We start from the raw sequence: 12,779 nt of genomic DNA on the forward strand, positions 1-12,779 counted from the left end.
ACCATTGCTGCCAAACCATTGCTGCCAAACCATTGCTGCCAAACCATTGCTGCCAAAAGGTGGGGACATATAAAAAAAGCCAAAACCACATTTTTTTATCGACAATCGCTTATTTTTCGCCACCCAAAGTCAAGCCAGCCAAATTCAAGATAGACGGCAAGCGTATTCAATACCCCCGAATTTTGTTAAAATAGGCAAAAATTTATCTAGCTGAGAGCCCCATGAATTCAAATAACTCAAATAACACGACAACTAACCAATTACTGTTTAAACAAGCCAAAGCCCATATCCCTGGCGGTGTAAATTCACCTGTGCGGGCATTTGCAGGCGTGGGGGGTACGCCTGTCTTTATCAGCCGTGCCCGTGGCAGCAAAATGTATGATACCGAAGGCAAACCCTACATAGATTATGTGGGCTCATGGGGACCGATGATTTTAGGTCATGCGCACCCCCATATTATCGAAGCGGTCAAAAATGCGGCAGATGACGGGTTAAGCTTTGGTGCCCCCACTACGTTTGAGACCACGGTGGCGGACAAAATCTGTGAATTGATTCCCAGTGTTGAATTAATCCGTATGACCAGCTCAGGGACTGAAGCCACCATGTCCGCCATTCGTCTAGCACGGGGCTATACAGGGCGCGACAAAATTGTCAAATTTGAAGGCTGTTATCACGGTCATAGCGACAGTCTACTGGTCAAAGCGGGTTCGGGCATGCTAGATATCGGTGAACCAAGCTCAAAAGGCGTCCCTGCCGATTTTGCCAAACATACTATCACCATTCGTTACAACGACCCGCAAGCCATCAAAGACTGCTTTGCGCAATTTGGCAATGACATCGCTTGTGTAATTGTCGAGCCTATCGCCGGCAACATGAACATGATTGTACCCACGCAAGAATTTCACGATACCTTGCGTGCCGAGTGTACCGCGCATGGCGCTGTGCTAATTTTTGATGAAGTGATGACAGGGTTTAGGGTTGGCTTACAGTCAGCGCAAGCCCATTTTGGCATTACCCCTGATTTGACCACGTTTGGTAAAATCATCGGTGCAGGTCTGCCAGTCGGGGCGTTTGGTGGTAAACGTGAGATTATGGAGTGTATCGCGCCGTTAGGCGGTGTGTATCAAGCAGGCACCTTATCGGGCAATCCACTGGCGATGCGTGCCGGTATTGCCATGTTTGATTTGCTCACGGCTGAAGGTTTTTATGAAGCATTAAGCGAAAAAGTCGTTTACTTGACTGATAATCTTGAACAGTTGGCGAAGGAGGCGGGTATTGGCTTTAAAACCACGCGCTGTGGCGGTATGTTTGGGCTGTTCTTTACCGATGGCGCTTTTGACAACCAGCTACCACAAAACTTTGAAGAGGTGTGCCAATGCGATGCGCAAAAATTTGCGACCTTCTTCCACGGTATGCTCGATCGCGGTGTGTATCTTGCGCCATCCGCCTTTGAGGCAGCCTTTATAAGTAGTGAGCATTCACAAGAAGATTTGGATGCGACCTTGCAAGCGGCAAAAGAAGTCTTTGCGATAATGGCGAAAGTATAACGGTTGCACATAAAAAATTTGCCAAAGGATTTTTAATTGCGTTTGGACGGTTGCCTTTGGTGAAGTTTGCCAAAGGTCAGAGCGCAAATAGTGATTTAAAGACTATCAATTTTCAATCAAATAGATTTTAGAGAATAAAAACCACCCATGCGACAACTCCCCCAAGCGTTAACCCCAGAATCTATTGCACAGCGTAATCTTGAAGAAAGTCAGCAGCCGCAACACTTTTTTGATGAGTTTGCCAAATCTGTTACCCTCTATCGTGATGACGACATTTGGGTCGTCGACAAACCGCATGGGCTGTTATCAGTCGATGGTAAAGAATTAAAAGTCAGCCTACAATCGCGCCTGCTAAAAGCCGACCCCAACGTCAAACTTATTCACAGACTTGATATGGACACTTCAGGGATTATTATTTTTGCGCGCCATAGCGAGGCGCAAACCCATATCAGCAAACAATTTATCGACCGTATTCCGAGCAAAGAATACCAAGCGCTGGTCTGGGGAACGCCGCCGCAGCAAGGCGAAATCGATGTGCCGGTGCGCTACGACCCACCACAAAAACCCAAGCATATCGTCGATATGAGTTGGGATAAACGCGCCTATACGAAATATGAAACCTTGCACCACGAACTGCGTGAGGGTAAGGCGGTGAGCCGTGTCGCCTTGTACCCTGTCACAGGGCGCAGCCATCAACTACGCGTTCATATGCTGCATATCGGGCATGTGATGCTTGGCGACCCCATCTACGCGCAAGATGTATTGGATGGTCAAGCGTTTGATTTATCGCCTAGGCTTTGCTTACATGCACGCAAATTGCGTTTAAAGCATCCCAATACGGGTGTGTGGATGGAATGGGAAAGCCCCGTGCCGTTTTAACCGCGTGGGTTGTTAGCAATCTATCTTTTAAAATGATAACGTTTAGAGTGCTGTTTTCATCCTACTGTTAGCGTCAAACAAGGGGCATAATCACCATGCCCCTTGTTTAATTATCCATGTTGGTGCAACCAATCAAGGGTTTGCTGCCAGAGCAGTTGGTTTTGTCGGCTAAAAAACTTCATATGACCGATATGCTGTAAGCCATAATCTTTGGGCTGTAGTGTTTTGGTGGTCGCTTGCATGTTGGGGAACACCCGAATCATATCAGCGACATTCTTATCATTGGCGATATCATCATCTGGGGCATTCACCCACATAGCAGGCAAGTTAACCTCATTGTAATAGTGGGTTTTCACTGTTTTACCAAAAGCGGTTTTGATATAGCCTGCGCCATTGCACCAATCTCGCCACTGTTTGGCAATATTTTTGGGCAAGTCTTCGCCCATGCCAATCTTGCTTGATTGGGTATAGCCAAACAACACATTGGACACGGGAATAAATACATCCATAAACCACATGGCTTTGGCACGATAGGGCATCGCCATATTGCGAATTTGCCCAGACGAACAGGCAACGTTAAACACGGATGTGAACTTGTGATGATTGGGCATCAAACCAAATAATTGACCGCCCGCGCTATGACCGACCAGATGATAGCTGGTATTGGGAAACTCTTCAATCAGCCTATCAAGCACCGCAGTCATATCGTAGCGTCCCCAACTAATCAATGACGCATTAGAGTGCTTGAGGTCGCCTTGCATCGACTCGCCAATATCTTCATTGTCATAGCTGATGACGCCATAGCCATGCTCCATTAAATACTGCGCAAAATTTTGATAAAACTGCCGTTTGATACCTGTTGCGGGCGCAATCATCACTGCTGCTTTAACCGTATCGGGTCGAAACACAGTCGCCGCCAGTGTGGCAGGGCGTTTGGTGGCTATTTGAATGGTTTGCTGCGTAGTGTGTGTGGCTAATGCTGACGGTGTTTTTAGGTTCAGGTTAGACATGACGGTTATCTTCCTTGGTAATCAACTTTTTATACAAGCTTATACGAGCGCTTTTTATACGAGTAGTAAGCCAAATTTTGACAAATGATGAGCAGACTCGTTTAAAAGCGACTATACCAAACAATTTATGGGTGCAAAAAAGTTATCATGAACATAACAGTCATAAAAAAAGCAATCAGCGGCGGCTAATTGCTTGCTTGAATCGTTGACGAAAAAGCTAAGGGGTTTTAACGACAACTTTTTGGTTGGTGTTGATTAAAATCTCAGAAGGTCCATCAACGGTGACGCGCACTTGGTTATTATTAGGGCGCTGTGAGCGAAAATATTGGTCTTCAGCAGGGGTACAGCCCAAGCAGCGATCGAGTGCCGCCAGTGGCTCAAGAATCAGCTTGCGTTCTACCTGATCGATTTCATCGTTATAGATGGTAAATGGCATACTGGCAATCGCCGTCACCACGCCGCCCACCACTGCCAATGCACCCAATGGCTTACCCACAATGGTATCAGCGACCATGGAGCCATAGGTTGGACCAAAATCTTTTTCATCAATTTCGGTAGCGGCAAAGCTGCAAGTCATCGTTGCAACCATCAAGGCTACGGCTGACGCAATTGTAGTTAATAGTTTCATAGCAGGTTCCTAACTGGCAGCAAGCCCCCATTAACGAGGTAACTAGCTAACTAACTAAATTAAATGAATAAATAATTAGGCAACTAGATAACCAAATAACTGGGGTTGACTGACGGGTTGTACCTAACAAGTTTTGCTAGGTTGTTGCTGAATAGTTCAGGAACATTACATCAATTTTGCCAAGAATTATCAAGTAAAATTGTCTTTGGCGCAGGTTTTTTTACGTTAATGCAGAGCATTTATTTTCTGAACGTTTTTTTGAGGGGTTTTTTCATTGATTTTTTCACGGTTTTTTTGTGGGTTATCAGCGGCTGGCAAGTGGGACAGAACGTGCTCGCCCGCTGATTAATTTTGACATTTTCGATGGTAGTGCCACAGCTCGGACAATCGCCGCCTTTATACCCATACACCAGTAACGTTTGCTGAAAATACCCCGTTTGTCCATCCGCTACGGTGAAATCTTTTAACGTTGAGCCGCCTTTTTCAATCGATGTTTGTAGGACTTGTCGAATATGGGCGACCAAGGTGGTGAGCTGTTCGTGGCCGATAAGATGGGCAGGGGTCAACGGATGAATTTTTGATAAAAATAGGCTTTCGGTTGCATAGATATTGCCCACACCGACCACAATCTCTTGCGCCATAATCAACGATTTGATGGGGCGTTCAATCGGTTTTTTGCGATTATGGATATGGTGATATAGATAGTCAGCGCTAAAGTATTCTGACAATGGCTCTACACCCAAATGGGCAATCAGCTTGTCTTTATAGTCCTCTAGCCACAGTAACATGCCAAACCGCCGTGGGTCATGATAATGCAGTTGGGTGAGTTTTTTGCCATTATTAAACGTCAAAATCACGTGATCGTGTTTACGCTTGTCAAAACCCATAGTATGCTGCTGTAAGCTACCCGACATCCCCAAGTGGATGAGCAGTTTTTTTTGCGCCGCGCCGCCTTTAAAGGTGAGAATCAGATATTTAGCGCGGCGCTCAATGTCGATAAGTTGATAATCTACCAAACTTACCAAGTCATCAGGCACCGCCCAACGCAATTTGGGCTGAAAGACGCTAACTTTTTCAACGGTTTGATTGAGCAAAGGTTGCAGACTCGTCGCTGTCGTCTGCACTTCGGGCAATTCTGGCATATGCCGTGTGACTCCTATTTAAAGCATTAAGACTTGTTGTTATTGACGATACGACGCGCCAAGATAATACCATGTTGCTGCTCTAGTTTTGCCAAAAGCTTGGACAACTGACTTAGCCCTGTCACTTCTATGGTAAAATTCAACCGCGCGATATCATCATCCCCGCTTAGGGTATCGACTTGGCGGATATTGACATTTTCTTGGTCGATAATTTGGGTAAGATCTTTGAGCAAGCCACGTCTGTCATACGATTCAAGGTATATTTGTACCAATTGGCTTTTGCCTTTATTGCCATACCAAGCGGCACTAATGGCGCGTTCAGGCTCACGCTCCACCAGTCGCTCGTATTCGACGCAATCACTGCGATGGACGGATACGCCATTGGACTGGGTGATATAACCCGCAATTGGCTCACCTTGCACGGGCGAGCAGCAATTTGCCAAGTGAATAGCGATGTTATCTAAGCCATCGACTTCGATTTTATACGCATCTAGCTTGCCTGTGGCTTTGGGGTGAATACTGGGGATAAGCTCAGTATCAGTGACTTCGGGTTCTAAATCTAGATGACGACTGATATGACCGGTCAAATTATGCAATTCAACGTTGCCGTTGACTAGCCCTACCAAAATATCATCACTGTTTTTGGCATTAAAAAATTTGACGTAATCATTTAAATCGATACTGTTAGGGTGTACCGACATGCGCGCCAATTCTTTGGTTAATATGTGCTTACCTGTTTCGATATTTTTATCACGGTCTTGCTTATTAAACCATTGGCGCAGTTTGCTGCGAGCGCGACTGGTATTGATATAACCTAAGGATGCCACTAGCCAATCACGGTTTGGCTCGCGTGATTGCTTGGTAATAATCTCAACTTGTTCGCCTGTTTTGAGCTGATAGGTCAGCGGCACATAGCGTTTGTTGACGCGAGCGGCTTGGGCGCGATTGCCGACATGGGTATGCACATGATAGGCAAAATCGAGCACGGTTGAGCCTTTGGGTAATTCGATGATATCGCCATCACGACTAAACACATAAATCCGCTCAAATTCCCCAAAATCAACGACTTGTTCTTCTTCATCGAGCTCGCCATGCTCATGCTCAACATGTTTATCTAGTACAAATTTTAAGGGGTCATGATTGTCAGCATTTTCTTGATTGAGCAATAACTGACGCAGTGAGCTGATTTTTTTGGTCAGATAGTCGTCTTTTTTGTTTTTGGTGCCTTCTTTGTAGTTGACGTGTGCACACATGCCAAGTTCAGCTTCATAGTGCATGTCAAAGGTACGAATTTGTACTTCTAGCGATTTGTTCTCAGCAATCACTGCGGTATGTAATGAGCGATAGCCATTGGTTTTTGGATTGGTGATATAGTCATCAAACTGTTCGGGGATATAACGCCACAAACCATGCACCAGCCCCAATACGTGATAACAATCGGCATTGTTATGCACCAGTACCCGCAGTGCGCGGATGTCATATAGCTGGTCAAACGACAGTGATTTGAGTTTCATCTTACGATAAATCGAATAGATGTGTTTGACACGACCGGTGATTTCCCCGTCAATCCCTTGGGCAGCTAACGCCTCGCGCAGTTGTTGGGCAACACGGTCGATATAGGTTTCGCGCTCGCTACGTTTTTCAGAGAGTAATTTGGCGATTTCTTTGTAGCGATCAGGCGCAAGATAACGAAACGATAAGTCCTCAAGCTCCCATTTAAGCTGAGCAATACCCATACGATGCGCTAGCGGCGCATAAATTGTCATGACTTCACGCGCGACCCGTTGCTGACGCTCTGGACTGGCATACGACAACTCTCGCATCGCAAAAGTACGCTCAGCCAATTTGATGAGCACCACGCGCACATCGTTGGTCATCGAGATGAGCATGTTATAAATGCCCGATAACTGCTCGCGCTGGTTGTTGTTAAAGTGGTCTTCTAAGCGCTTGTTGTTTTCTATCAAATCCGACAGTCGCCCCAGCGCTAGGGTTTCTTGAACCAGCTCTGCGACTTCATCGCCAAAGGTGGCTTGGATTTGTTTGGGGGTAAAAATTTGGATACGCGCGGCACGATATAACATCGCAGCAACGAGCGTGGCTTCATCTTGGTACAGATAACCCAAAATATCGGCAATCCCAATCCCAGTCAAAAACGCATTAGAGCGGTTGCTTTCAGTACTTAAATCTTGATTTTTGAGTAGTTGACAGGCTTTGGTCAGCTCAGGCAGCTCGGTGAGATGGGCGCGTTTTGCCATCGATACCAGCCAAGCTTCGGTATCAATGGTATGCTCATCGATGATGTGGCTGGCAGGCTCAGAAACAATGGGCAAGTCAGTATGGGTGAAATGACGCTGGCTGGCAGTAATACTCGCAATCATTGTGGTACTATCATGATCAACGTCTTTTCCATCCAATAGCGGCAAACTTTCTCGTATTTTTACCATGTCAATTCTACACCTTACTTACCAGATTTCCTCAAAGAGCAAAAAAACTAACCTTGTTCGTTTAAAATTATCAACTCACTTTCCCTGTGAATTTTTGTGTGATTAAGTTTGAGTTGATACTGCCCTAGCAATAATAAAATATGACAGAGTAGTCGCTATAGCAGCGCGTTTTAGCTATGATAGTGCGTTGGTTTTGGGCATGTTAACCCTTAAAATAAATGTTAAAGGTTAAAATAAAATAAATGCCATAGCCACTTTATATATCTTAACCGTTTTATATATCATAACCGTTTTGGGGTGCCCACGTTTAGCCATTTAACACTAACTTTATTACGTTTACTCATGTGTTAATTTTATTAAGATGTGTCTATTAGCAAACAATTGCAAGTCAACACGTCGATAAAATTTTTGTATCATTCAAATGAGTGTTAGGCAACGACCCAATCAGCGATTTGAGTGAATCTCAATCCAAATTAAGATAAAACTATCTTGTTCAGTATAGGTGAGTTTAATGAAATTACCATCTCATTTTGTTACAAATGCGACTACTGTAGCGTCAGATTTTACCATGACCCGCTCAACAAGCCTTGCGAACTTTGGTAAAACCCTGTCGATGTTGGCGATAACGCTGACTTTATCGCTTGGGTTGACAGGGTGTGATTATTTTCAAACGCAAACCGACGTTAACTCGCCCATTGGTGCCAAACAAATTGCCAAACTGATTCCCAAACGTGGACAAGATAGCAAAAGCTGGGCACAAGACATCAACCAAATATTTGATACCTTAAAAATAGAAAAAAACGCGCAAAATATTTGTACCGCTGTCGCCATTATCGACCAAGAGTCTAATTTTAAAGCCAATCCGCCCGTCCCAAATTTAGGGCAATCAAGCCTAAAAGCGATGAATGAGGAGTTGGAAGAAAAATTGGGCTCAACGCTAGCCCCGTATTTTCGCACCATGCTAAAAACTGAGCCTACGCCCGATAACAGCTTTGAAAAACAAATCGCTAAAGTCAAAACCGAAGAAGAACTTGACGACATTTATCATCAGATGTTTGCGTATTTTTCAAGCAAATATTATGCCAGCAAGCTGAACAGCGTCACCAAATTGGTGGGCGGGGATATCGAAGAAAAATTAGACCCGATTACCACCTTAGGCTCAATGCAGGTGCAAGTAAGTTATGCGCGTGACCATCGCCGTATGAATGGCAATAACCTTGAACTGCGTAAAGACCTATATAGCCAATATGGCGGATTGTACTACGGTATCCATCGCTTGCTACTGTATAAAGCCAATTATCAAGACCCGATTTATCGCTTTGCTGACTACAACTCAGGGATGTATTCAAGCCGTAATGCGGCTTTCCAAAAAATGCTAAAAGAGTTATCCAAAGCCGAAATAGACTATGATGGTGATTTATTGATTTATGAAAAAGGCAATAAAATCAGTGCCAATATCAGCCAAAGTGAGCAGGCGCTGATATCAATGATACAACAAGGCATGATTAGCCTAACAGAACGGCAAATACGTATGGATTTGGCAAAAGAAAAAAGCCAAGATTTTGAAAATACCGAAACCTACCGCACCATTGGTAGTCTTTACAAAATGAAAACTGGCAAAAACGCACCTGCCGCCATCATGCCACAAGTGGTGATTTCTGGGGCAAAACTCAGCCGCGATTACAATACCAAATGGTACGCCGACAAAGTCAACGTACGCTATTTAAATTGTATGAATAAAGCCAAATTTTAGCGTTTCTCAAATCGTGCAATGCTTTCCACATGCCCTGTGTGGCAGAACATATCCATCACGCCCGCGTGGGTGAGTTTATAGCCTTTGTCAAGTAGCACAGCGGTATCGCGAGCAAGCGTGATGGGATTGCACGATACATAGACTATGCGTTTGGCATTGAATTTATCCAGATACTGCATCACTTCTAAGGCACCTGAGCGGGGTGGGTCAATTAGTAGTGCATCGACTTGCCCCACCCAAGGCTCAGCAGAAAAATCTTTGGTCAAATCTTGGGCAAAAAAGTCGGTATGGTGCAAGCCGTTGGCGTTGGCGTTCATTTTGGCACGCTGTGTCATCTCACTGCTGCCTTCCACCCCAATCACAAAGCCAGTTTCACCCACTTGACGCGCCAGTGGCAGACTAAAATTGCCCAAGCCGCAAAACAAATCAAGCACTCGCTCGCCTGGCTGCAATGCTAACAAATCAATTGCCAGCTTGGTCATTTTACGATTGACTGACAAATTGACTTGGGTAAAATCCAGTGGCGAGAATTCAAACGTCACATCAAACTCAGGCAACCGATAAAACAAACCGCCCGTCGGTGGCACAGTCAGGCTTGATGGGCGAGCGTGGGGATTATTTTCATATAATGGGTCAATACGATGTACCGTATCGCTACCTTTGGGCTGTAAGAATAACTGCCAGTTACGCTCGGCAAAAAAGGCTTGCAGTTTTGCGATATCATGCTCACCTAAATCCACCATGTGACGGACAATAACGGCAATTGATTTTTTGCTATCGATAACATCCTCAAGCGTTTCACCCATCGCTAACTCAAGCTGTGGAATATGGTCACGGGCGTCAAGCGAACTGATAAGCGCTTTTAAGTTCTCAATTTCAAAGCCGACACGCGGGTCAAGCACATGGCATTCATTTAAATTTGCCAAAAAATTGCTGGCGCGCTCACGAAAACCGACCAATGCCGTGCCTTTTTTCTCGACATAGCGCACGCCCATACGTGCCTTGGTGCGGTAGCCCAAACGGTCAGCAACCAATGGGGGAAGCCAGTGTTCAGGCTGGATATGGGCTTGGTGTTCGAGCAGCTCTGCCAGTACCGATTGTTTAAATTGAATCTGCCCATCGGGTTGCCAGTGCTGTAAGCTACAGCCACCACATACCCCAAAATGCGGGCAAGGTGGGGTGGTGCGTTCAGGGTTTGGGTTTGCCAACACTTCGACCGCGTCACCTTCTTCCATACTTTTACGTGAGCCTGTGATTTTGACGCTCACGGTCTCGTTGGGCAGAGCAAAGCTAACGAATACTTTTTTGCCATGTTTATCGAGGTGATGGTCGGGTTGGTCACCGTAACTTGCCACGCCCCGTCCGTCATGGGCAAGGTTGGTCACTGTTAGGGTAACGGGTGGGGCGTCTTGCAAACGTTTACGCACCCGCGCGGTGGGTTTGATTTTTTTGCTTGGATTTTTGGTGAGTTGTGAAGACGACGTTTGGTCAGCGGTAGCGTTTGGCATTTATTAAAAAACCTATTTAATCGAGGGTCAGTGTAAATATTTATTACAAAATTCATCAAAATTTTGTGGTTATGATAGCTTAAAATGGATTTTTTTTATATCAATACCTGACTTTACATCGCTCAAAGAAGAAGGTTTGGATGTGATTGCGTAACTGGCCATCATTTATCATAGGGCGTTATGTAAATGCTTTAAAATTTTACCAACAACAAATGAGCCAAGTGGTTATTTTTAAAAAGCAAAGTTGTGCTATTATGGTGTTTTATCCGTTAGCTATATAGGTTAATCGACACCATCATGCACGAACTAGAACTCAAGTTTGCTGTCCCAAGCTATCAACAAAGCGCCTTAAGAAAAAACATCGATACCAAAACTGCGCAGCAACAGCGGCTATCGGCGTATTATTTTGATACCCCCAATCAACATCTTGCCAAAAAAGGCATTGCCCTGCGTATCCGCTTTGAAGACAGCCAATGGGTACAAACCCTCAAAACAGCGGGTGATGGCGTTGCCAAACGCGTTGAGCTCAATACCGTGCTGAGCCTGACGGGTACGCCAGATACCCTTGATGTTAGTAGCCTTGTGCCCGATGTTTCACTGATTACAGAGCCAACAGTCGTAGCGCAGTTGACTAGCATCATGCCGCTTGATGAGCTCGCTCAAGCCTTAACTGTCCAATATTTTACCGATGTCCAACGCACTTCTCGCCAAATTAAGAAAAATAACAGCCGCATCGAAATCGCTTATGATATCGGCAAGGTTGGCATAGGTCACCTAAATTCACAAAAATCCGCCAATAATCATGGGTTAACCCAATCGGATATTCATGAAATTGAATTTGAACTCCTTGAAGGTGACCCAAGTGATTTGATTGAGGTGGCTAAAACTTGGTGCAAAAAATACAAATTATATTTATCAACCGTTACCAAAGCCCAGCGGGGTAGTTTGCTACTCACGAATAAGCAATTTGCCCAGCCTGTCAAAGCGGATTTGGCTGTGCTGCAATTACACAAAGGCATCAGCCAATTTGCGTTTTTGCAGGCAGTGGTCAATAACTGCCTAGTGCAGATTTTGCCCAATGCCTCTGCAATTGCTGAAGGCAGTCCCGATGGCAACTTAGTGCACCAACTGCGTGTCGGCATTCGCCGTTTGCGTACTGCTCTCAAACACTTCAAATTTGCCCCAGATTATATCGACCCAAATTGGCTGATGGTACTCAAACAAACCTTTAGCCTGTTAGGGGAGTATCGCGATAAAGAAATCTTGAAAATAAAAACCCAGCCGCTGCTAGAATCAGTCGGTGCACCGCATGTCGAGTGGTCAACGGCAGTCGATATCATGCCGATTGATGCCGTCAGAGCCAATGATTTTCAAATTCTGTTGTTAGAGCTGATTGGTTTTACCCATTTGCCCGTACCTGCGGATAACCCAAAAGCCAAAGCCACTGTTGCCAAAAAGTTGGAAAAACTATTTACCGCGATTGCCGCGGCGAGTGATAAATTTGCCAGTCTTGATACTGACAGCCAGCATGGTGTCCGTAAAGACCTCAAAAGCCTGCGTTATGTCAGTGAGTTTGCTGCGCCGCTTTTTGCCAGCCAAACCAATGGCAAAAAAGGGAAAAAAGCAGCTGAGCTCAATGCTTTCTTGCAATACTTAGAGCCTGCACAAGACGTACTCGGTGAATACAATGACAATGTGGTCGGTCATGCCAATTATTTGGAAAAAGCCAAAACCGACCCAAATGCACTATTTGCGGTGGGTTGGTTTAGCGGGCGTGAGCAAGCGAGTGCCGAGCAATGCGCGGTGAGTCTAAAAACGGTTAAAAATGCGCCAAAGTTTTGGTAGTAGTTTGGCTTGATTGTAGACAT

General features: G+C 45.1%; 9 protein-coding genes. 4 read left to right on the forward strand and 5 right to left on the reverse strand.

Annotated elements, in window-relative coordinates; all coding sequences use genetic code 11:
- Positions 1-221: 221 nt before the first annotated feature.
- The gene (gene hemL, locus RT422_RS06260; RefSeq protein ID WP_313421682.1) at positions 222-1,547 is read left to right on the forward strand and encodes a glutamate-1-semialdehyde 2,1-aminomutase; all 1,326 of its coding nucleotides are present in this window, start codon (positions 222-224) and stop codon (positions 1,545-1,547) included.
- Positions 1,548-1,694: 147 nt separating this feature from the next.
- Positions 1,695-2,426 carry an RluA family pseudouridine synthase gene (locus RT422_RS06265; protein ID WP_313421683.1) on the forward strand — a complete coding sequence of 244 codons (732 nt, stop codon included), beginning with the start codon at positions 1,695-1,697 and terminating at the stop codon, positions 2,424-2,426.
- Positions 2,427-2,536: 110 nt separating this feature from the next.
- Here the strand turns inward: RT422_RS06265 and RT422_RS06270 are convergent, their stop codons facing one another.
- The 4 genes from RT422_RS06270 to RT422_RS06285 form a co-directional block, all read right to left on the reverse strand.
- Entirely contained in the window at positions 2,537-3,436 is a 900-nt protein-coding gene (locus tag RT422_RS06270) for a serine aminopeptidase domain-containing protein (RefSeq protein ID WP_313421684.1), read from the reverse strand.
- A gap of 217 nt (positions 3,437-3,653) precedes the next feature.
- A complete protein-coding gene (locus tag RT422_RS06275) occupies positions 3,654-4,064 on the reverse strand; it encodes a hypothetical protein (protein ID WP_313421685.1) in 411 nt (136 codons plus the stop codon).
- A 239-nt stretch (positions 4,065-4,303) separates the two neighbouring features.
- The gene (gene mutM / locus RT422_RS06280; protein ID WP_313421686.1) at positions 4,304-5,206 is read right to left on the reverse strand and encodes a bifunctional DNA-formamidopyrimidine glycosylase/DNA-(apurinic or apyrimidinic site) lyase; all 903 of its coding nucleotides are present in this window, start codon (positions 5,204-5,206) and stop codon (positions 4,304-4,306) included.
- Between the two features lie 26 nt (positions 5,207-5,232).
- Positions 5,233-7,650: a bifunctional (p)ppGpp synthetase/guanosine-3',5'-bis(diphosphate) 3'-pyrophosphohydrolase gene (locus RT422_RS06285; protein ID WP_284034740.1), complete on the reverse strand. Its 2,418-nt coding sequence runs from the start codon at positions 7,648-7,650 to the stop codon at positions 5,233-5,235.
- A gap of 568 nt (positions 7,651-8,218) precedes the next feature.
- Between RT422_RS06285 and RT422_RS06290 the strand changes: the two genes are divergently transcribed.
- Positions 8,219-9,403 carry a DUF1615 family protein gene (locus RT422_RS06290; RefSeq protein WP_313421769.1) on the forward strand — a complete coding sequence of 395 codons (1,185 nt, stop codon included), beginning with the start codon at positions 8,219-8,221 and terminating at the stop codon, positions 9,401-9,403.
- Here RT422_RS06290 and rlmD read toward each other — a convergent pair.
- Positions 9,400-10,911, reverse strand: a complete 1,512-nt coding sequence (gene rlmD / locus RT422_RS06295) for a 23S rRNA (uracil(1939)-C(5))-methyltransferase RlmD (RefSeq protein WP_313421687.1) — start codon at positions 10,909-10,911, stop codon at positions 9,400-9,402. The genes RT422_RS06290 and rlmD overlap by 4 nt on opposite strands.
- 297 nt (positions 10,912-11,208) lie before the next feature.
- Here rlmD and RT422_RS06300 point away from each other — a divergent pair, with 297 nt between their 5' ends.
- The gene (locus RT422_RS06300) at positions 11,209-12,756 is read left to right on the forward strand and encodes a CYTH and CHAD domain-containing protein (protein WP_313421690.1); all 1,548 of its coding nucleotides are present in this window, start codon (positions 11,209-11,211) and stop codon (positions 12,754-12,756) included.
- Positions 12,757-12,779: the final 23 nt, after the last annotated feature.

The organism is Moraxella sp. CTOTU49803 (genome assembly GCF_032097965.1).
GTDB classification, from domain to species: Bacteria; Pseudomonadota; Gammaproteobacteria; order Pseudomonadales; family Moraxellaceae; genus Faucicola; species Faucicola tetraodonis.

Excerpts from the sequence above, each read along its gene's own strand:
- RT422_RS06300 (WP_313421690.1), top strand. The coding sequence starts at position 11,209 with ATGCACGAACTAGAACTCAAGTTTGCTGTCCCAAGCTATCAACAAAGC.
- RT422_RS06270 (WP_313421684.1), bottom strand. The coding sequence starts at position 3,436 with ATGTCTAACCTGAACCTAAAAACACCGTCAGCATTAGCCACACACACT.
- RT422_RS06290 (WP_313421769.1), top strand. The coding sequence starts at position 8,219 with ATGACCCGCTCAACAAGCCTTGCGAACTTTGGTAAAACCCTGTCGATG.
- mutM (WP_313421686.1), bottom strand. The coding sequence starts at position 5,206 with ATGCCAGAATTGCCCGAAGTGCAGACGACAGCGACGAGTCTGCAACCT.
- rlmD (WP_313421687.1), bottom strand. The coding sequence starts at position 10,911 with ATGCCAAACGCTACCGCTGACCAAACGTCGTCTTCACAACTCACCAAA.
- RT422_RS06265 (WP_313421683.1), top strand. The coding sequence starts at position 1,695 with ATGCGACAACTCCCCCAAGCGTTAACCCCAGAATCTATTGCACAGCGT.
- RT422_RS06275 (WP_313421685.1), bottom strand. The coding sequence starts at position 4,064 with ATGAAACTATTAACTACAATTGCGTCAGCCGTAGCCTTGATGGTTGCA.
- RT422_RS06285 (WP_284034740.1), bottom strand. The coding sequence starts at position 7,650 with ATGGTAAAAATACGAGAAAGTTTGCCGCTATTGGATGGAAAAGACGTT.
- hemL (WP_313421682.1), top strand. The coding sequence starts at position 222 with ATGAATTCAAATAACTCAAATAACACGACAACTAACCAATTACTGTTT.